A 20,472-nucleotide genomic window follows, 5' to 3' on the forward strand; every position below is an offset into this window, starting at 1 on the left:
TATGAAACGTAGCGTGTAAAAAGACACTAACTTTTCGGATTAACACAGAGCCGAATTTTTATATTTTGTTTTTAACTTTTTCTCTATTTAAAAGCCAAATTAAAAATTTGGCGGACTTTCTAAATATACACCAACCTTTCGGTTTAGTACTTATTAGCTATGTTTTATACACCGTGTTAGGTGCAGTATTTTATTCTACCAAAATTTCCAAAACGGTTTTTTATTCCCTTTTTTCACTTCAGGTTTTTCAATCGTATTATACTTTTCCATTATCTCAAAAACTCGATTATAGTTGTAATCAACATTGTCAACTGCTTTTTTCCAGTTAATATTTAAAATCTTAATTCTAGTTTCCAATGAACCATTCCAATTGACATTAAATCCGTTCTTTTTTAGAATTTCGACTATTTTTTCAGCGACTTCTTTTGCGAGTTCATCTTCACGATTATAACTGTCAAATCCGATATATAGCATTTTTTCATCTCCAATAGCTCTTTCTAAATCTTGAGTATGATAGAAACAATATCCTTTTGCCGTTATTCCGATTGTCTTTAATTCGTCTATAATTTCAGAACAATCACTTTCGCCATCTTGCCTTGTATATCCAGCTCTGTGAAGTGATACAATTTTTTCTTTATTCAATTCGTCAAATGATTTTACTAACTTCTCGAAATCAGTTGGTTTTTCCCAATTAAGACTTTCAGCTTGGTGTTTTTTTAACCTTATTTCAATTTCGTTTTTCAGCCAATTTTCATCGAAGTCATCTTCATCATAAAACATTTCACTTATACTTTCAAGTAAATCGTCTCCATTCTCAAATCCAAAAAGAATATCTTTTTCGAGTTGTTCAATTGCTTCGTCTTTGATTTCTTGAGTCATATTTTATTAGCAGTTTATCGGTTCCGTGATATTGCACCTAACGTTTAATATATGTGTCGTAGCAGAGCAAAATGTTACCCTATTTTCGACTTTTCTTGCGCATTGGTTGCTAATTTTCACTTTTTGCAAGCATTGCGCCTTACCAAATATACAAGAACCTTTCGATTCATCACTTGGCTGCTATGATCACATATATGGTGTTGTGTGTAGTTTATTTTTTATCAATAATAATTTCTTCAACTTCTTCAATTTCGTATCGATCAAAATCTCTTTCGTCCCAATACTTATTTTTTTCAAACAATTCAGCAACGCGAATTACTTTTGGTGTTTTACTATAATCTCTAATAACAAAATCAAAATAGAAAAAACAATGACAAGAAGTCATTGGGTAATCTCCACTATCAGAATGAGGCCTGTCCAGCTCAACAATCAGAGTGTCATTTTGTTCAGTAATGTTTTTTAAGTAACCATTTTTCCAAGAACAGTTTACTATATAACCTAGCGTAATATTTAAACCGTCATTTTTATTTTTACTTGTCCGAACACCAATTAAGTCAATTCCACAGTCTGTTTTGCATTCAGAAACTTGGAATTTCTCAATTCTTTGATTTAATGCTAATTTTTCTTGTTTGGGACATCCAAATATTGAACATATAAATAATATTATAAATAGTTTTTTCATTCAAATATTCGTCATTTAAGCAAATTACACACAACGTTAAATATATGGCGCGTTTTAATGCGCTATATACATTGTTACCACATGTTTTTTATTTCAGTTTCTTTTAATTTCTTTTTCGTTCGAGTAATTCCAATTGTTTCATTGACTTTTGCTTTAAAGCCGTCAAGATTATTTAAATCAAATTTAAGTTGTTCTACTTTTTCTTTAAGTTCTTTCTGCCAATTGTATTCAAAATCGTTTTTTAATATCTCATTAAAATACTCGTCTGATTTTTTCGGTTCGTTGTTCAGTCCGCAGATAATTGCTCGATGATAATTTCCCCAAAGACTATCGCTTGAGAAATCGTGATTTATAATTGTTTTTTCAGATGTTATTAAATCCGATAATTTTTCTCGCAGTTCTAATGTTCTTTTCAAAGCTAATTCCACAAGAGAGTTCATTTCAGATTCAAATTGTTCCTCATTCGCAAAGTCAACGAATTCAGATTCCCTATTACCAATATCAAATGAGAAATATTCTTTTTCATACCAATGGAAATTCACACCAACATTTAAGCAAGTTCCTTGTCTATCTTTAAAAGGCTGAAATTCGATTATTGTTGTAAACCAATATTGGTCGTCAAGCCAAGTTCGAGACTGTCCTTTTCGCACAATTCCGTGTTCTTTTAAAACTTTCCGAGCAACCTTATTTATTATTTTACTGTGAATTGGTGTTGGCATTTCTCAAATGTTTGGTAACGTTTCTTGTATGTTGCGTTTGCATCCCGCAGGGTGCATATGCAATATGCAAATTGTTGTAGGTAGTTTATTTACAATGATTATTTAATAATTCCATTCCTCTTTTTTGCCCTAGTTGAGATAATGAAATCCAATCTTTACATGCCAATTCAGTTTTTCCCATTTCATAATAAACTGCAGCTCTATTGTATAATGCATCTATGTTTTTCGAATCTAATTCATAACTTTTTGAAAAACAAAATATTGAATTTTCGTATTCTTTGTTTTGGAATGCTTTAATAGCTTTCGCAAAGTATTCACCTGCTTTTTGATTTGTTTTTAAATCACCTCCGTGGACAGTGTCGAGATAATAAAAGGATGTTGTAAAAAATTTCATTGATATCCCCCATACAGTTTTAGTCTTTTTATCCTTTAAAACAAAAGGTAATGTTATGGTTTCAATTCCATCGAACCTTTCCAAATTCCACAATTTATAAGACTTTCCTATTATCTTTCTAACTCTTTTTATTTTTGAAGAATCAATTGTGTTAGAATATGTAATTTTTGTTTGCACCTTTTTATTAACTAAGTCTATTATAACTTTACCTTTTAGTTTAAAATTACTGTGTTTTTTCTTAAACGCTTTGTTCAGTTCAAGCATCAAACTTGACTTTAAAACTGGGGTATAAAATTCATTAGCAATTTGTTTTTTAATGCCTCCTTTTTGCTTTTTAATTTCATTAAATATCTTTTGCTCTCTAATGAAGTATAACCTCTTCAACTTATCATCTTCCATTCCGTTTATCCTTTCACTGAGGATTAGGGTATCGTTTTTTATTCTATCTATTGTGTATCCTGAGGTTGAAGATGTTTTAATGAAATCTTTTTTTATTGAAAATGGAAAGCAAGATTCATTCACTCGATGTGTTGGATTTCCGTTAGTACACATTCGATAATTTGTAAATCGATAGTTAACATATGAAGAGTCGGTCAAAAAACGATCAATTAATTTACTTCCATCTTTCATTTCAATTTTAAATTTAATCCAATCACCATTTAATTTGGAAATATAATTTTCTTGACAATATGATTTGATTGAAAAGAGTAGAAATATTAATAGTGTTTTTTTTATCATTTTTTTAATTACCTACAACGTTAAATATAACAAACGTTGCTGACCTAAAGGGCAGCTATGTTTTGTTATATCGTGTTGTGTACAGTTTTTCTTTTTATTATTTCGAATATTCCCAACATCAAAATTGCAATTATTACTCCTTGTAGAAGCAACATTCCAATTCCGAATGCAAAGGGATTTATAAATTCCGTATTTCCGTTATCGGTTGTTAAATAATCTCGATGATAACTGGTTACGATTATTACAAAACGCTCAAAATAAACTCCAATTTTCATGCAAAATGCGACTAACAGAACGTACCAAAATTTTGCAGCTAATTTTTTATTAATCAGCGTAAATGGTAAAATCAAAGCTGATAAAAACATAATCCAATATGTAATTGCGTAAGGTCCAACTGCACGATTGACAAATGCGGATTCCTCAGGATTAAGTATAATTCCAATTAAAGTTATTATCCAAGTAATAAATGAATAGACAATAATTACCCAACGTACTAAATTCAGTGCTTTTTTGATTTCAAATCGGTTTTTAAAGAAAACTTTGACTAGAAACAAAGTCAGAATTATTGGAATAAGGCATTGAATCAGATTTACATCTACTATTTTTATGATTCGATCGTATAATTCCATTTTCTGATTTTAGTATCTTCTTTCCTCTGTTATAACAGGGTTGTCGTTTTTGTCAGCGTGTATTTCTCCTGCATAAACTTCTCCACAGTTTAATTGTTCTTTAATTTTATAAGCTATTTCTGACTCGTCTAATTCCGTCCCATTATTCGATTCAACTTCTATCATAATAGGTTTGTCATATTCTCCTTTTTTCCAATCGTGAGGTCGACTAATATTTAGGTAGAGATTTGATTTTCGGTCACTTGATTCAATCCATTCCCAAACATTTTCATAATCTCTGTATAAATTGTCAACTTCAAAAATCTTTTCAAAGTCAGATTGCAAATCAGTTAACTCTTTTTTTATATAAATCCAAAATTTCATTTTCTTAAATTGTACACAACGTTTTATGTATGGTGCGTTTGCATCCCGTAGGGTGCATATGCAATATACATGTTGTTATATGCTTTATTTTCTTTTTTCTCTTAACATTCTGAATTTTTCAAGTCTTGGGTCGGTAAGTTTATATTTTTCCGAGAGTTCGATTGGGATTTGTTTGTAATGGTCTTCTGGCATTCTTCTTTTATCTAAGTCAACAATTCCAATTTTTGAAGACTCAATTCTCCTTCGATACTTTTCAATTAAACTTTCCTGAGTTTGGTCTATTATTAGTCTGCTGTGTGTTGAATAATTAGGAGTTCTATTACAAAGTTCTAAGATGTCTAGTTGCTTAAATTTCAATTCTTCATTTGCAAAAACGTGGAGTTCGGCAAGGTTTTTCATTAGGTTTAAGTCAAAATCAATTTCTTTCAGATTGTTATATGACAAATTTAGCTTCGTTAACTCCACAAGAGAATTCAATTCCGCTGGTAGAATTTTCAATGCGTTATCGAACAGGGAAAGTATTTTCAATTTTGTCAACTTGCCAATGGTTTTAGAAACCTTCTTAATTTCATTAAATCCAAGCTCTAAATATTCAAGTTTAGTTAATCGACTTAAATCGAAATCAAGGTTTTGTATTTGGTTGTTGAAAAAGTTTAAATGTGTTAGTTTTTCCAAATCCCCTACCTCTTTAGGTAAATTTACAATGCTGTTACCATGACCAAATAAGTGTTCAAGATTTAACAAATCACCTATTGATTCAGGTAATTCGGTCAAGTCATTCTTAGAAATGTGTAAACGTTTTAAGTTTCTGCAACTACCAATATTATTTGGTAGGAATTTCAAATTGTTCTTGTCAATGTTTAGTATTTCAAGATTTTCAAGTTCAAAAATCTCGGTTGGCAGCTCTTTGATATTGTTCCCGTCCAAATAAAGAACTTTGAGTTTTTTAAGTCTTGAAATTTCACTTGGAATACTCTGTATGTTATTATCTCTCAAATTGAGATTTGTCAAATGTTCCAACTCAAAAACTTCACTCGGTATATTGGTTAAATCTTCCTTTGTTAGACTTAGTAAAGCCGATTTTTCAGAATTCGCCCGTTCTATTTTAGAAATTATCTGGTTCATTTGCTCTTATTGCATATAACAACAGAATATAGGACATATGTCCTATATATTCTATATATTATATCCCCACTTTGGGGATATTTATGTTTTTTGATTTATAATCTACAAAAATAAAGCCTTTATTCCCTGTTTTGGTACTATCGCTATAAAATGTGATGAAATCAATTGTTTTTGTGACGGTTTTGTAGGATATATTTTTACTCATCTAATGGATTTTTGATGGCTTTAAATTTGTTTATAGCTACTTGAGTATAAATTTCTGTAGTTCTTGTGCTACTATGTCCTAATAAAGTTTGGATATATCTTAGATCGGTTCCACTTTCTAATAGATGGGTGGCAAACGAATGTCTGAGGATATGTGGGGTGACCTTTCTTTTGATAGATGCTTTTGTTGCTGCTCTGACTACAATGGCCCCTACACTTTTTCCTGAATATTTCATCCCATTTGGGGATTCAAATAAGTAGGCTTTGGGTTTCCATTGTCTATAATAGATTCTTAAATCTTTTACTACCTTTTCTGATAGTAAGGAATATCGATCTTTATTGTTTTTTGCATTCCTAATGTGAACCAGCATTCGTTTGCTATCTATATCAGTTAGTTTTAGATCTAATAATTCGCTTCTGCGTAATCCAGAAGAATATAATAGACTTACTATGCAACGATGTTTTATGTTATTGGTATTGGCAATTATAGAACGTATTTCTTCTTTTGATAACACTTGTGGGAGTTTCTGCTCTTTTCTGGGCCTTTCGATACTATAAAACCGATTCGGCATTCCCATGACCACCTCATAATAGAACTTAATACTATTAATGGCCTGGTTGATATAACTATTAGATTTGTTTTGCCTGATAAGGTGTTGCAAATACCCTCTTATTTCTTGTTCAGATAGTGTGATAATATCTTTATCGGGATAATGGTTAATAAACTTTTCGAATTGTGAAATATAGGTTTTACAGGTATTTAAAGCATATCGCTTTAGTTCTAATTTCACTAGATATGTTTCAGGAACATACCTGTAAGAAGTTGTTTTGCTACGGTTACGGTACCAGTTAATATCTACAGGTTCATTATCACGTATTACCTTTTCTTTAAAAAAAGAATTTCCATTTACCCAGGCTATCCCTCTAAACTTATTGAAAACAATATCGAGATTTTCTTTAGTATTTATAATATACACCATTGAAAACGCTGCGCTCCACTTAGGGTTTGGAAGTTCTTTTATTAATGCTTGTATCACCTTATCTGGATGAAATTGTAACCCGATCATTTTTTGTTTATCAATCAACAAATGTTTGAGGGTGATATGTTTATTGAGTTTCATCATACAAAGATGTGGTATTTATAAACTATAGTAGTATTTTAGTCGAATACTATTCGAATAGAGTTCGATTAACATTCAGTTAAACAAAAAATAATGAACACTTGTCTGTATTGCAAAGCAAAAATTACTGGAAGATCCGATAAGAAATACTGCTCTATCCATTGTAAATCTGCTCATCAATATCAAAAGCGCAAATCAGAAGAAGCATTATATTATGCTATTGATAAAAAATTGAAGACCAATCGAAAACTTTTAAAAGCCTATAACAAATCTGGTATGTCTACTATACGCAAAGAAAAACTGATTTCTGAAGGGTTTGATCCTAATTATTTTACGCATTACTGGAAAAACAAAAAAGGACAGGTCTATTTGTTTTGTTATGAGTATGGATTTCTGGATTTAAAAGAAAACCAAAAAGAAAAGTACCTTTTGGTGATCTGGCAGGATTATATGAACAGTTAGACTCTTTGATTTTAAAATACCTCCCAATGATTTGGCAACAACTCATATTATCGATTTGCTTTATACTCCTATATATTCTTTAATACCTGTTTAATTTTAAAATATTAATGTGAATAGATAGATAAGAATTTTTCATCAGTTTGAGTTTCTAATCTCTTATTTGGTGTATCGAAAACAAGAAAATTTATAGGCAAAAAGTACTTCTCGATACTAAATTCTTACAGAATTTCACTTGATGTGAAAAGAGGTTTTACATACTACCCCATATTGATACTACCTATGTTCAGATAATTATTTTACCTGTATTTATCATGTAACCCTATACCATCGAGTATCATTGGGCTTATTTTTTCTAATCTTGTTATACGGGTAGCTTCTCGTTTTGCTGTAGCTATATATTCTGAATATTCTCTTTGTTTAAAAGGAGTGAGTTGCTCAAAAGATCTTTTTAAATTATCATTAGCGTCGAGTGCCATTAATAATTCAGAAGGAATTTCAATTGTTTTTGATCTTTCTGGTTTGATTTCTTTGCCTTCTTTTTGGTTTTGGATAGCTTCCTTTACATAGTGAAGCACCAAATCTTTATCAATATCTTCTACGGCATTAAATCTCCATTGTCGTAAGCCTTTGGTTTTTCCTTCTTGAGCATTTAACAACTTCTTTGCCTTATCTTCTAAAAATACACCTTGATAAAACCAAATTCCTACATAGGATTTAAATGCTCCTATTCCTATCACATTTTTATCATTAACTGTATAAACCGGTACTCCCCATTTTATAGTTTCTTTCATTTCGGTAGTGAGTAGTATTGACCTTAAGATTTCCAGAGCTTCTTTCCACTCCTTATTCTTTGAAATAAATTCTTCGACTGATGTATTTTTTTGCATAGCTCGAGATATTAAATTTATACGTTTCAGAACACTACCAAATCATAGATATAACCCGTTGTGCATTTAGGAAGATTATTACAAAAAAGCGTCAATCCTAGTGTTTTGTCGTAATGAAATGGAGACAAAATGTATCGAAGGGCTCCTTCTCCAGCCTGTACTGAGCTATGTCGAAGTATCGAATCATTCGAATTGACAGATTATAGTTAAAAAAATATCTAAATGCACAACAAGTAGATATAGTATCCTTTTTCTTATACTCTTTCCAGTGTAAGATATGGTTTCTCTGGTAATACAATTTCGATTTCCTCACCAACAGATAGTTCTCCGCCCTCTACCACTACTCCCATAACACCTGCTTTTCTTATCAAATTTCCGTTTTCATCATAGTCTAAAACAGCTTTCATTAATCCCTCTTTTATCGAATTTAATTGATTACAGGGATTTCTTAACCCCGTTATTTTAATTTTTACTTTTTGACCAAGTTTCAAAATAGTATTCCTTGGAAGACTTAACAAATCTATCCCAACAGTAGTAATATTCTCTCCCATTTCTCCATTCTTAATATAAAATCCTTTCTCCTTTAATTCTTCAAACAATTCTGAATGAATTAAATGCACTTGCCTTAAATTGGGTTGAGTTGGGTCTTTTACTACTCTGGATCTATGTTTTACTGTTTTTCCCATATGGGCATCTCCTTTAACGCCCAATCCCTTGATAAGCGTTATATACTCGCAACTAAATTTAGTAAAAGTGTGAGATTGGCTCTTGCTTACACTTATTATTTTTGGCTTCTTCATTTAGTATATAATACACCAATATTCTTATTTTCTTTTCAACGTAGAAAAAGCTAAAACATCTTCTCCATCTATAATATAATAGCTAAAACTAATATGATTTTCATCCACTTTGGTTATAATTACCGTTCCTTCTTTTATACAGTTATTGGTGTTCTCTAAAATTAATTCATTAAAAATAGCGCGATCATCAGAATATTCGACCAATTCCCATCGGCCAGAACACTCTAAACTCGGGTATCGTATATCGAATGATTGTTGGTAGATATCAATCTCTAAATTAATAGACCAGGTATTATTGTCCTCTAAATCCAACTGACACCCCACTCCTTCCCATTGGCCATTGAGCCATATGATATCATCAGTTTTACATCCTGCTAAAATTAAGGCAATAAAAAAGAACAGTACACTCTTTGATTTCATTCTATTTCATATTAAAATTCTAAATATTTTATCAAATCTAAAGAAATTTTAATCATGATTGCCACACCAAACATCTTTGTATCTATACCTCTTTTTTGATTATATAAACCTTATAGATTTTAAGGGCTATAAGTTCTATATTTTAGAGCATTTTACAAAGAAATATTTATGTTTTTGGCTTCTTTAGAATCCCATTCAAAGCTTATTTTCAGCTTTTTACCTTCTTCATCCCAATCAAACGAAGGAGAGACACCACTTATTGTTACAGATTTTGGAGAAGCCTTAATATTATGAATTATCAACGTAATTTTTCTATCGTTAAACGCATATTTAGTTCCTTTTTCTACTGTTAGTGCTATTGATAGTTCTTTATCGCTTAGTGCACTATTAAATTTTAATATTTCGTATTTTCCTTTTTCAAAAGCATTTGGTGTTTTACCATCATCATCATATACCTTACCAGAACTATTTTTTATAGTATTATCATGATAGTAATGTAACATTATATCTTTGGTCGAATACATTTTGGTTGTTTGTACTGGCTGTACCATAGGAATAAATGCTCCTGCTTTTACAAATACAGGAATGTGATCTTCTACTATTTCAACCATTTTAAATGTTCCTCCTTCAAATTTCTGTCCCGTAAAGAAATCATACCAATTCGTTCCTTTTGGAAACGGAATATCCATAGATGCAATACCGGGTTGTATTACGGGAGATACGAGAAAATCATCACCCCACATGTAGGTAAAACTTATTTCGGATAATTCTGTATTATCTGTATTTTCAAAAAACAGAGGTCGCATTAAGGGTATACCAGTTTGATTATTATCAAAAGCAATGGTATAATTATAAGGTAATAGACTATATCTAAGTTCGATACTTTTCTTAGCTAAGGTTTTTGTTTTTGTATCGTGAAAAACGGGTTCTGGAGCAATATGCTCCTGGGCATGCGGCCTAAATATGGGTTGAAACACTCCATATTGTAACCAACGGGTATATAACTCGGGATCAAATGTCTCTCCACCAGCAAATCCTCCCAAATCAGAATGCATATATCCCAATCCCTGCATTCCCATTTGCAATGCTATTTCGGTTTGGGACTGCAATCCTCCCCAACTTCTGCTTACATCACCAGACCATGGGATCATTCCAAATCGTTGCGACCCAGAATATCCTGCTCGCATCAATATAAATGGACGTTGCTCTGGGAAGTCTTTTTGATACCCTTCCTGTACCAATCGTGCCCAATCATGACCATAAATATTATGAACCTCATCTGCACTTCCTGTAGTATGTTGCAAATCAGACGGGTGTACTTCGGGTTCGCCCAAATCACCCCACCAACCTGCTACTCCATACTCCCGGGTATATTTGGCATAAATATCCCAAAACCATTCTTTTCCTTTTGGGTTATAAATATCGATAATTCCGGTATTTCCAAAATAAAAATCGTACTTAAATGGATTTCCTTGCGTATCTTTTCCCAGGACTTCTCTCTTCACAGCTTCTTCCCACTTTTTTGAAGTCGTTAGTACAAAAGGTTCTGTAATCAATACTGTTTTGATTCCCTGATCTTTAAAATCATTGATCATCTGTTTTGGATTTGGAAATGAGTCTTTCAAAAACTCAAAGTTTCCCATATGTCCTTTGATCTCTTTTCCAAACCAATAAATATCCAGAATTACTGCATCTAATGGGATACTATCTGCTTTAAACCGGGCTATAGTTTCTTTGGTTTCTTTTTCAGAATGATACCCGAAACGGCTGGCAAAATTTCCAAACGCCCAACGCGGAGGTAATGGTTGTTTTCCTGTGAGGTTGGTATATTGATCTACCAGGTCTTTCCAATCATCTCCCGCAACCACCTGATATGTTTTTCTTCCACTAATCGTTTCATATTGCAATGTATTATCTTTTTTACTATCAATATCCAAAAATCCAATCGGAGCATTATCAAAATGAATGGCATATAGCTTGGAAGAAAGCACCAAGGGCATTGTAAAATTCATTAATTCAGAATAATTTTCATATCCATAATGCGCTCTGTTGTATAGTTGAAGCTTTTTACCTCTGCGATTCATCCCAACTACCCGGGAACCAGCCCCGTAAATCACTTCATTTTTATCCAGATTAAAATCTAAAATTTCTGTAGAGTCTGTCTTTATATATCCCTTCTTTTCAGAAATCAACTTTTTTCCTTTATAAGTATATGAAATATGAAAAGGCTCTTTGGTAATATGTACATCAATACCACTTGTATTGATAATCAACACATTATAATCGTCCTGTATCTGTACTTTTGTAGTAATAGGGTCTAAGATTACGGCATGAGACTGAGAATTAAATGTCTCTCCTGTTGGTATAAATGAGGTTTCTATAATTTTATCAGAATAGGGTTTAATTATATATTTTCCGTTATCCTTAAAAACCTCGATATGGGTATCTTTATTTTTGAAGCCTTGATATGGTCCTTCATATTTCTTTTTACAAGAAATTGTCGTGAGTATAAGGGTAACAAATACTAGAAAAAAGGTAAACTTAGAATTCATATTCAATATGTATTTTCATCAATAGATAGTACTCAAATATAACGGAATCCCCATAGAATAAAGGTATAACAGCACCTACATCAGAAGAATTATTGATTTTTTAGTAAAACTCGATTTACGCAATAAGAATCACAAAAAATCACTACAACGTTTTCGTAAAAGTTTCTGGTGCAAACCAGACGTCTAAATGAGTTCATCATAAAGTGCTTCATATGGGGTAACAAAACTTTGTTGAAGCTGATATAGAAGTAGAAATGCAAAAAGGAGGAACCGAAAATCCTAAAAAAAGAGTAGGAAAATCAAATACTCATTATTATGAAAATTAAAACCTGTAAAAATGTAAATTACTCAATTCTAATCTTGTTTATTGGAGCGTTCCTTTTCTCATCCTGTGAGAAAGAAGAAGTTGTATCTTCAGAAAAAGAAAATACAATCCTTAAAAATTCAGATAGCAAAAATCTGAAGCGAGAAACTATCGGAGTTTCTACCTGTGAATCTTATGACAGATCATCTTGTAGTGATGACCTGGTTTTGGATGTAGACGAATGTAATTTTATTTCGGGATCCGGAAGAGATATGCCCCATCAATATATCATTGATGATCTATTAAATAATTGTCGTACCGAAGAACTTCCATCTAATTGTACCTGGTGGAGAGGAAATATAACACAAACCCGTATCATAAAATTGTATTTAAACAATTGTTGTTATTCTGCAGATGTTTTTAATAGCAGATTAGACGGTTGGATGGATTTGGCTATTGCCAACAAACCAAATTCTTCATATCTGGTCACTAATTATGAGCGATTACCCGGTGGGATTATGCATAATTCACCTTTTGGTCCGTACGAAATTAGAATTAGAGTTACATATCGTAAGAAAATATGTAGTTTGACTGGGCTACCAGATGGTATTAGACAATAAGTATCAATATATAGAACAGGCCATTTACTAGCATAGGTGGCCTTGTTTACTTCTATAAAGCTCTTAACTTATTAATAGAACTAACGTGTTTAATACAGTAAATTTTATAGATAAAGGGTACATAAAATTAACAATAGATATAATCATTTATTTAAGAATCATAAACAATCAGGTAATATACATGGTGTAATTTTAGGGTGTCATTAACCAAGCTAATCTTAAATGTACAATACACTATGAAACGTCATTACCAAATCATTTCTAAAATGAAACATAATATACTTTTAGGTATATTATGTATGGGACTATTTACATTACAAGCCCAAAAATTGACTTCAAAAGATGAATCTTTAGAGACATCTAAATTCGATCTTCCTATCGATAACCATTTTAATAGAAAAACATACCTAAAAGGAACTGGTAAGTCCTTCATTAACTTTGGAGATATTTTAGTATCCAGAGCAGTTTTACCAGCTGCTAGTTTCTCCAATGGGCCCACCTCAGGACAGTACATCAACCAGGGATTAATCAATCAACAGCCAGTTCCTTTTTATAATAAACAGCCTATACAAGGGTTTTCTGCAATTTTAAATAATTACGATAGAACGTTCACCGTATTATCTGATAATGGTTTTGGAAGTATCGAAAACTCATCAGATTATAACCTTCGCCTTTATAGGATTAGACCAAATTTTAAGAGTATTATTGGTTGGGGGAATGGATTTATCGATATACTAAGTTATATCGAATTGCGAGATCCTAATGGTTTGATTCCTTTTGCCATTACAAATCATTTTAGTGATTCGAGAGTTCTTACCGGAGCAGATTTTGATATAGAATCCATACAAAGAACTTCTAATGGGGAGTATTGGATTGGTGATGAATTTGGACCTTTTCTATTACATTTTGATAAAAATGGTGTTTTATTAGACCCTCCAATCTCATTACCAGATTTTGATACTCCAGGAAAAGAACTTCGTGCACCGCAAAATCCATATAGTGAAGAATATAGTGCCCTGCGGATAATGAACGCTATGCGATCACATGCAAAGGCGTATGGAAGCAAACCTCCTGTAATGTCTCCATGGTATGTAATGCTTGATGATCAAAACACCAATACAGTGGTAGGAAGCAGAAAAAGCCCTCCTTCTACTCTTTCCAGTGCATCGAGCGAATTATTTAATGTCTCTTCTTTAAATCGTGCAGGTCATCAAGTCGTTGTATATACAGTAAATGATCTAGAGAACATCAACCAACTTTTGGATCTTGGTGTACAGGGAATCATTTCTGATCGCCCTGATGTATTATTAGAAGCTCTTCAAAACTTTGATAACAATAAAGATGGTCAACCCGATTTTATGACTTCTGAAGGATTGATTGATATCAATTTATTCGATGCGCAAGGTCATAGAGGTGCACGAAACTTACGTCCAGAGAATACATTACCTGCTATAGAAGCTGCATTAGATTTCCTGATGCCAACCATAGAAACTGATTGCGGTATTACTCTCGATGGTATTCCTGTGTTAGATCATGATCCTCATATCGAAGCTGCAAAAACACGTAAAGCAGATGGTACTCCTTATGATTATAAAGATGAAGTTCTTGTTAAAGACCTTTCTTTAGATCAAATTCAAAATACGTTTATTGCCGATAAAATCTTAGAAGGAAGGCCTTTTCAAACCAATGATTTGTCTTTATCACCTGTTGCTATAGCTTTTGCAAACCAGAACAAGTTTATCGATCCCTATATTATGCCTTCTTTACAGCAGGCATTCGATTTTGTAAAATTTTATGTTTCATATTACCAAAACGGACCTGGGGCTTCAGATCCCGAGGCAGTGAAACGTTGGAAGAATGCATCCAAGGTTCGTTTTAATATTGAAACCAAAATTAATCCAAGGACAGATGTCGATGATCGTGGAGATATCTTTGCTAACAGAACAGTAGATCCAAAAACTTTTACAACAGCAATAGCCAATGTAATTGTTGCAAATAATCTTACAGATCGGGCAGATATTCAAAGTTTTGATTTCAGAACACTTCTTATTGCTCATAAACAATATCCAGAGATAAGAACGGTATGTTTATTTGGTGATTTTCCCAAAGTTGGTAATGTGGGAGACGGAACTAATTTACAAGATCAAAATGGTCAAAATACACCATGGTTAGCAGGGCTATATTGGCCCTATAGAAATACAAAATTAGACACTCCTTTTCGAGTAAAAAGTAGTGGAGGTTTTGAAGGGATGGCACTAAGTACTAATAAAAAGACGCTATTACCTTTATTAGAAAAACCCCTTGAAGGCTCTGAAAACAATAATTTGTTGATTCACGAATTTGATTTAGAAAGTAAATCATATACAGGTAAGAAATTCGAATATCCTCTTGATAAAAAAGCCCGTGCCATAGGTGATTTTATTATGTTTAGCTCAAAAAGAGGATTAATCATAGAACGAGATAATTCTCAGGGAGATATACATGGTTATAAGGCAATTTATGAGGTTGAATTAGATAAAAACGAAACCTTGATAGAAAAACGACTAAATGTTGATCTTCTTAAAATCAATGATATTCGTAGAATATCTGAGCCGGGATTAGAAGGCGATATAGGAATAGGAAAAGATTTTGCATTTCCATTTGTAACCATAGAAAGTGTAGTTGTATTTAATCCTTTTTTAATCGGGGTCCTCAATGATAACAACTACCCTTTTAGTGTAGGTCGCCATATAGGCATGGGACTCCCCGATGATAACGAGTTTATCCTTTTATGGTTAGATCAACCATTAGGAAAACAATGGGATGAGATAAAACCCGACAAAAAAAATATAGCTGCCAATACCATAAAAGTATATCCAAATACATTTAGAAACGAGGTTACTTTTTTTAATACGCTAAAAAAAGAAAATACCGTATCTATTGATATTTATGATGTACATGGTAACCTTGTTAGAAAACTAGTCGATCAACAACAAAATGAAGAAGGCTTTACATATATCTGGAATGGTACATCAAAAAATGGGTATGAGGTTTCTAAAGGAATCTATATTGCTGTAATCGAGGTTAATGGCGAGTTTATCAAAAAGAAACTCTTAAAAAAATAATATAACATAACTAACTTCATTTCACTCAATAAATCAACTAAACAGAAAAACCACCTGTACAGGTGGTTTTTTTATAGCATAATAGCCGTAGTGCATTCTCTTATCTACATAATGAACACCTTTAGATATCCAAATATTCGCAAAACATAGTAGCTAGAGTACTCTCTATTATCACTGAAAACCGGGTAGTATATGTGAAAACAATTATAAATATTTGCATTCTAATTGGAATACTATTTGGAATTCAAACCATACCCCTATTAAAAAAGTAAGCTCATGAAAAATGTAAAGGTATTTGCTACCATAATCTTAGCTGTTATTAGTATTGCATGTACTAGTGATGACGACACTCCTGTCATAGAAACTACTATTACTGTAAAAGATTTTGAAACTACCATAGACGAAAATCCAACCATCGGACAAGAATTAGGAACTATTGATGTAACTACCAACCAGGGTACGTTAATCTATTCTTTTAAAAGTGAAGAGCCTGCCAGTGCTTTTGCAATAGATTCAAAAACTGGAAAACTCACTGTAAAAGAGAACTTTCTGTTTGATTATGAAACCAGAGTAATACTTACAGCAATAGTGCTTATAAAAAATGGAGATCTAACTAAAGAAGCGAAGGTAACCATACATCTAAACGATATAGAGGATTCGAACATTACTATAAAAGATTTTGAAACTACTATAGACGAAAACCCAACCGCAGGACAAGAACTAGGAACTATTGAAGCCACAACAGATCAGGGAGAATTAACCTATAGTTTAAAAAACGAAACTCCTGAAGGTGCTTTTGAGATAGATACCAAAACAGGAAAATTTACTGTAAAAGATGCTACCCTGTTTGATTATGAAACCAGAACAACGCTCACTACAACAGTAGTGGTAAATAACAAAGAAATTGGTAAAGAAGCTAAGGTTATCATAAACCTAAATGATATAGAAGATGCTACTATTATCGTAAAAGATTTTCAAACTACTATAGACGAAAATCCAACTGCTGGACAAGAACTTGGTACAATCGAAGCTACAACAGATCAAGGAGAATTAACCTATAGTTTAAAAAATGAATCTCCTGAAGGTGCCTTTACCATAGATTCAAAAACAGGAAAACTTACTGTAAAAGATGCAACTTTATTTAATTATGAAACTAGAAAGACACTCACTGCAATTGCAGTAGTAAATAATAAAGAAGCTGTGATAACAGTAACGTTAAACAACGTTATAGAAAATGAAATTATTACATTTACAGATCCTAACTTTAAACAAGCATTACTAGAACATACTGACCCTGTAATAGATACTAATGGTAATGGAGAAATCTCTATAGAAGAAGCTCAAGTAGTTAAAAAAATAAATGTAAATCAGAAAAACATTTCAGATCTTTCTGAAATAAAACACTTTACCTCTCTAACTCGTTTAGAATGCTCACTTCTAAATCTTAGTAATGATAGATTTAGACACCTTAATGTAAGTAAAAATACTGCTCTAGAATATCTAAACTGTAGTGGTAATGTACTAACCTCCCTAGATTTAAGTAAAAACACTGCCTTGACTACTTTAATGTGTAGTAGTAATTCCCTAACAACATTGGATATAAGTAAAAACACCAACTTAACTACACTACAAGGTCATGTCAATAAATTTACTTCAATAAACTTAAAGAATGGAAACAATAATGCTTTAGGGCAAGTATTTTTACAAAACAATCCTTCTCTCACCTGTATTGAAGTAGATGATCCCAGTGCTTCATACCTAACGAATTGGCAAAAAGATGCAACTGCCAGTTATTCTAGTGATTGTACCCCATAAAAATGATAATCAAATAATTGAATACAACACCCTCTTACATTACCGTAATGAGGGTTTTTTCTGCTCAATAATTTCGGTAAAAACAAAGCTTTAACGGTTTATATGTAAAGTGAAAATTAAATATTTGGTTATCCATGCAACCCTTTGTTTTCTCAATTGTCTATGAAATACAAAATCATTAGAACTACAATTATTTTTAAAAAAATCAGTCAAATCAAAAGTTATAAACAAGTTCAATATGCATCGACATTTTAAATTTAGAAATCTAAAGAAAAGGACGCAGCAATTAATACTATGCTGCTTAACTATATTTTTTATAAGTACCAGCGCAGTAGCCCAAGACAACTACACAATAAGTGGTACGATTAAAGATAACAATAATGGGGAAACACTTTTTGGTGCTTCTGTTTTTTTGAAAGGCACTTCTATTGGTGTAATCACCAATGAGTATGGTTTTTATTCTATTACCGCCCCAAAAGGAAACTATACTCTTGTTGCCTCCTATGTAGGATATGCAGATATTAATAAAGAAGTAATCCTCGACAAAAATCAAAAAATAGATTTTGATATTATAGAATCTTCTACAGAATTAGATGAGGTAATTATTAAAAGTGAGGAAACAGAACGTGTAAGTCTTAGAAAGCCAGAAATGAGTGTCTCTAAGCTAAACATCAAAACTGTAAAACAAATGCCGGTAGTATTAGGAGAAGTAGATATCATAAAATCTATTCAAATGCTACCAGGAGTGACTAAAAATGGTGAAGGCTCTAGTGGGTTTCATGTAAGAGGTGGTGCAGCAGATCAAAATTTGGTCTTACTTGATGAAGCAATAATATACAATACTTCTCATTTATTAGGCTTCTTTTCTGTTTTCAATGCAGATGCTATTAAAGATATTAAGCTATACAAAGGTGGGATTCCTGCTCGTTTTGGTGGTAGAACTTCTTCTGTACTAGATGTTCGTCAAAAGGATGGAAATAATAAGAAGTTTAGCCTTACCGGAGGTATTGGTGTAATTTCTAGCCGACTAGCCGCCGAGGGTCCTCTATTTAGCGATAAAGGTTCTTTTTTGGTTGCAGGTAGAGGCTCTTATGTAAATCTTATATTAAAAGCGGCTGGTGAAAAAAACACAGCAGGTTTTTATGATCTAAATCTTAAAACTAATTATACGCTTAGCAAAAAGAATAAACTCTATCTCTCTGGGTATTTTGGTAGAGACACGTTCAAATTTGGTGAGAATTTTGGCGTAGGTTATGGAAACTTATCAGGGAATTTAAGATGGAATCATATTTTTAACGATAAATTATTCTCCAACGCATCCTTCATATATAGTAAATATGATTACGACATAGATATTACTATGGAAGAATTCGAGTGGATTTCGTCTATTAATAACTATAATCTAAAATATGATCTTAAATATTATGCCAGCAATAAGTTTAAATTAGATTTTGGAGTTAGCGGTATCTACTATGATTTTGATCCTGGACAAGTACAGCCCACATCAGCAAGTTCTGCAGTAAATCCTTTATCTCTGGATCGAAAAAAAGCTTTTGAAAGTGGTATATATGTAAATGCAGAACATAAACTTACTGATAAACTAACTGTACAATATGGTGTTAGATATAGTGCTTTTAGTCGATTAGGCGGACAGGCATTGAAAAATTATGCTAATGATCAACCGGTAGTATATAATAGTACATTAGGTTTTTATGAAAGAGGTATAGAAATTGGTGAAACCGATTATAAAAAAAGTGAAACGATTAAGAGCTATGGTAATTTCGAACCCAGAGCATCCCTGGCATATCAGCTAAATGATGTTTCCTCTATTAAAATGGGATATTCAAGAGCTGCGCAATATATTCATTTATTGTCCAATACTACCTCTGTAACACCATTAGATGTATGGACACCAAGTGGAAAATATATAAAACCACAATTATCAGATCAATATGCACTAGGGTATTTTAGAAACTTTAAAGATAAAATGTACTCCTTAGAAGTAGAAGCCTACTATAAAACCACTGATAATCGAATAGATTATATCGATGGATCTGATTTAATAGGAAACAATACTATTGAAACCGAAATATTAAATGGAGAATCCAGAGCATACGGATTAGAGTTTTTGGCACGTAAAAATGAAGGGAAATTAACAGGATGGATTTCTTATACGTTATCAAAAGCAGAACAAAGAAGTCTTGGTGGTAATGCAGGAGGGCCAGGTATCAATAATGGAGATTGGTATAACACTGCATATGACAGAACGCATGATTTTTCGGTAACGGGAGCCTATAAACTAAATGATAAGTGGAGTTTTGGAGCAAATCTGGTTTTTCAGACCGGAAGACCTGTAACGTATCCTAATGGTCAATATGAATATGAAGGATTGTCTGTAGCTAGTTATGCCGCTAGAAATTCTGATAGACTACCATCGTATCACAGGCTTGATATCTCTGCAACATACAGACCTAATAGAAAACCAAACAGGAGATGGAAAGGAGAATGGATTTTCGGAATATACAATGTATATAATCAGAAAAACGCAGCTTCAATATCTTTTGGTCAAAATGTAGAGACAGGAGCAAACGAAGCTACAAGAACAGCAATTTTTGGTATAGTACCATCGGTAATCTATAACTTCAAATTTTAAA

18 protein-coding genes are annotated in these 20,472 nt (G+C 32.3%); 5 read left to right on the forward strand and 13 right to left on the reverse strand.

All coding sequences use genetic code 11. The annotated features are described in order from the left end of the window. Positions 1–195: 195 nt before the first annotated feature. From DK441_RS25980 to xerA, 9 genes are all read right to left on the reverse strand, one after another. Complete coding sequence (locus DK441_RS25980; protein WP_109853446.1) at positions 196–879, reverse strand: hypothetical protein; 684 nt, start codon at positions 877–879, stop codon at positions 196–198. Positions 880–1,090: 211 nt separating this feature from the next. Then, positions 1,091–1,561, reverse strand: coding sequence for a hypothetical protein (locus tag DK441_RS25985; RefSeq protein WP_109853447.1), 471 nt, complete (start codon positions 1,559–1,561; stop codon positions 1,091–1,093). Between the two features lie 74 nt (positions 1,562–1,635). Continuing rightward, positions 1,636–2,280: a hypothetical protein gene (locus DK441_RS25990; RefSeq protein ID WP_109853448.1), complete on the reverse strand. Its 645-nt coding sequence runs from the start codon at positions 2,278–2,280 to the stop codon at positions 1,636–1,638. 85 nt (positions 2,281–2,365) lie between these two features. Next, complete coding sequence (locus DK441_RS25995; protein WP_160112291.1) at positions 2,366–3,226, reverse strand: tetratricopeptide repeat protein; 861 nt, start codon at positions 3,224–3,226, stop codon at positions 2,366–2,368. A 251-nt stretch (positions 3,227–3,477) separates the two neighbouring features. Further along, positions 3,478–4,041, reverse strand: a complete 564-nt coding sequence (locus tag DK441_RS26000) for a hypothetical protein (protein ID WP_025665511.1) — start codon at positions 4,039–4,041, stop codon at positions 3,478–3,480. A 9-nt stretch (positions 4,042–4,050) separates the two neighbouring features. Beyond that, positions 4,051–4,404 (reverse strand): hypothetical protein, encoded by a 354-nt coding sequence (locus DK441_RS26005; protein WP_109853450.1) that lies wholly within the window; start codon positions 4,402–4,404, stop codon positions 4,051–4,053. A gap of 84 nt (positions 4,405–4,488) precedes the next feature. After that, the gene (locus DK441_RS26010; protein WP_109853451.1) at positions 4,489–5,529 is read right to left on the reverse strand and encodes a leucine-rich repeat domain-containing protein; all 1,041 of its coding nucleotides are present in this window, start codon (positions 5,527–5,529) and stop codon (positions 4,489–4,491) included. Between the two features lie 58 nt (positions 5,530–5,587). Next, a complete protein-coding gene (locus DK441_RS26845; RefSeq protein ID WP_160112292.1) occupies positions 5,588–5,734 on the reverse strand; it encodes a hypothetical protein in 147 nt (48 codons plus the stop codon). Continuing rightward, positions 5,727–6,800, reverse strand: a complete 1,074-nt coding sequence (xerA, locus tag DK441_RS26015; protein WP_109853634.1) for a site-specific tyrosine recombinase/integron integrase — start codon at positions 6,798–6,800, stop codon at positions 5,727–5,729. The genes DK441_RS26845 and xerA overlap by 8 nt, the downstream gene beginning before the upstream one ends. A gap of 147 nt (positions 6,801–6,947) precedes the next feature. Between xerA and DK441_RS26020 the strand changes: the two genes are divergently transcribed. After that, positions 6,948–7,316, forward strand: a complete 369-nt coding sequence (locus tag DK441_RS26020) for a hypothetical protein (RefSeq protein WP_109853452.1) — start codon at positions 6,948–6,950, stop codon at positions 7,314–7,316. Between the two features lie 296 nt (positions 7,317–7,612). On the opposite strand, the gene DK441_RS26025 is transcribed toward DK441_RS26020, so the two are convergent. The 4 genes from DK441_RS26025 to DK441_RS26040 all read right to left on the reverse strand — a co-directional run bounded on the left by DK441_RS26025 (position 7,613) and on the right by DK441_RS26040 (position 11,975). Continuing rightward, on the reverse strand, positions 7,613–8,203 hold the full coding sequence (locus tag DK441_RS26025) for a YdeI family protein (protein ID WP_109853453.1): 591 nt from the start codon (positions 8,201–8,203) through the stop codon (positions 7,613–7,615). Between the two features lie 254 nt (positions 8,204–8,457). After that, complete coding sequence (locus DK441_RS26030) at positions 8,458–9,003, reverse strand: MOSC domain-containing protein (RefSeq protein WP_109853454.1); 546 nt, start codon at positions 9,001–9,003, stop codon at positions 8,458–8,460. Between the two features lie 24 nt (positions 9,004–9,027). Then, the gene (locus DK441_RS26035) at positions 9,028–9,423 is read right to left on the reverse strand and encodes a hypothetical protein (protein WP_109853455.1); all 396 of its coding nucleotides are present in this window, start codon (positions 9,421–9,423) and stop codon (positions 9,028–9,030) included. A gap of 152 nt (positions 9,424–9,575) precedes the next feature. After that, positions 9,576–11,975 (reverse strand): TIM-barrel domain-containing protein, encoded by a 2,400-nt coding sequence (locus tag DK441_RS26040; protein WP_109853456.1) that lies wholly within the window; start codon positions 11,973–11,975, stop codon positions 9,576–9,578. Between the two features lie 315 nt (positions 11,976–12,290). Between DK441_RS26040 and DK441_RS26045 the strand changes: the two genes are divergently transcribed. From DK441_RS26045 to DK441_RS26060, 4 genes are all read left to right on the forward strand, one after another. Then, on the forward strand, positions 12,291–12,899 hold the full coding sequence (locus DK441_RS26045) for a hypothetical protein (RefSeq protein WP_109853457.1): 609 nt from the start codon (positions 12,291–12,293) through the stop codon (positions 12,897–12,899). Between the two features lie 266 nt (positions 12,900–13,165). Further along, complete coding sequence (locus DK441_RS26050; RefSeq protein WP_160112293.1) at positions 13,166–16,003, forward strand: esterase-like activity of phytase family protein; 2,838 nt, start codon at positions 13,166–13,168, stop codon at positions 16,001–16,003. Between the two features lie 276 nt (positions 16,004–16,279). After that, entirely contained in the window at positions 16,280–17,818 is a 1,539-nt protein-coding gene (locus DK441_RS26055) for a cadherin repeat domain-containing protein (RefSeq protein WP_109853459.1), read from the forward strand. Positions 17,819–18,056: 238 nt separating this feature from the next. Next, the gene (locus DK441_RS26060; protein WP_109853460.1) at positions 18,057–20,471 is read left to right on the forward strand and encodes a TonB-dependent receptor; all 2,415 of its coding nucleotides are present in this window, start codon (positions 18,057–18,059) and stop codon (positions 20,469–20,471) included. Position 20,472 lies beyond the last annotated feature (1 nt).

Source organism: Aquimarina sp. AU58, from assembly GCF_900312745.1.
In the GTDB taxonomy this organism is placed as follows: Bacteria; Bacteroidota; Bacteroidia; order Flavobacteriales; family Flavobacteriaceae; genus Aquimarina; species Aquimarina spinulae.

Coding starts and splice junctions, on each gene's coding strand:
- DK441_RS26005 (WP_109853450.1), bottom strand. CDS start 4,404: ATGAAATTTTGGATTTATATAAAAAAAGAGTTAACTGATTTGCAATCT.
- DK441_RS25985 (WP_109853447.1), bottom strand. CDS start 1,561: ATGAAAAAACTATTTATAATATTATTTATATGTTCAATATTTGGATGT.
- DK441_RS26060 (WP_109853460.1), top strand. CDS start 18,057: ATGCATCGACATTTTAAATTTAGAAATCTAAAGAAAAGGACGCAGCAA.
- DK441_RS26045 (WP_109853457.1), top strand. CDS start 12,291: ATGAAAATTAAAACCTGTAAAAATGTAAATTACTCAATTCTAATCTTG.
- xerA (WP_109853634.1), bottom strand. CDS start 6,800: ATGATCGGGTTACAATTTCATCCAGATAAGGTGATACAAGCATTAATA.
- DK441_RS25995 (WP_160112291.1), bottom strand. CDS start 3,226: ATGTGTACTAACGGAAATCCAACACATCGAGTGAATGAATCTTGCTTT.
- DK441_RS26040 (WP_109853456.1), bottom strand. CDS start 11,975: ATGAATTCTAAGTTTACCTTTTTTCTAGTATTTGTTACCCTTATACTC.
- DK441_RS25980 (WP_109853446.1), bottom strand. CDS start 879: ATGACTCAAGAAATCAAAGACGAAGCAATTGAACAACTCGAAAAAGAT.
- DK441_RS26050 (WP_160112293.1), top strand. CDS start 13,166: ATGAAACATAATATACTTTTAGGTATATTATGTATGGGACTATTTACA.
- DK441_RS26055 (WP_109853459.1), top strand. CDS start 16,280: ATGAAAAATGTAAAGGTATTTGCTACCATAATCTTAGCTGTTATTAGT.
- DK441_RS26030 (WP_109853454.1), bottom strand. CDS start 9,003: ATGAAGAAGCCAAAAATAATAAGTGTAAGCAAGAGCCAATCTCACACT.
- DK441_RS26025 (WP_109853453.1), bottom strand. CDS start 8,203: ATGCAAAAAAATACATCAGTCGAAGAATTTATTTCAAAGAATAAGGAG.
- DK441_RS26000 (WP_025665511.1), bottom strand. CDS start 4,041: ATGGAATTATACGATCGAATCATAAAAATAGTAGATGTAAATCTGATT.
- DK441_RS26845 (WP_160112292.1), bottom strand. CDS start 5,734: ATGAGTAAAAATATATCCTACAAAACCGTCACAAAAACAATTGATTTC.
- DK441_RS26010 (WP_109853451.1), bottom strand. CDS start 5,529: ATGAACCAGATAATTTCTAAAATAGAACGGGCGAATTCTGAAAAATCG.
- DK441_RS25990 (WP_109853448.1), bottom strand. CDS start 2,280: ATGCCAACACCAATTCACAGTAAAATAATAAATAAGGTTGCTCGGAAA.
- DK441_RS26020 (WP_109853452.1), top strand. CDS start 6,948: ATGAACACTTGTCTGTATTGCAAAGCAAAAATTACTGGAAGATCCGAT.
- DK441_RS26035 (WP_109853455.1), bottom strand. CDS start 9,423: ATGAAATCAAAGAGTGTACTGTTCTTTTTTATTGCCTTAATTTTAGCA.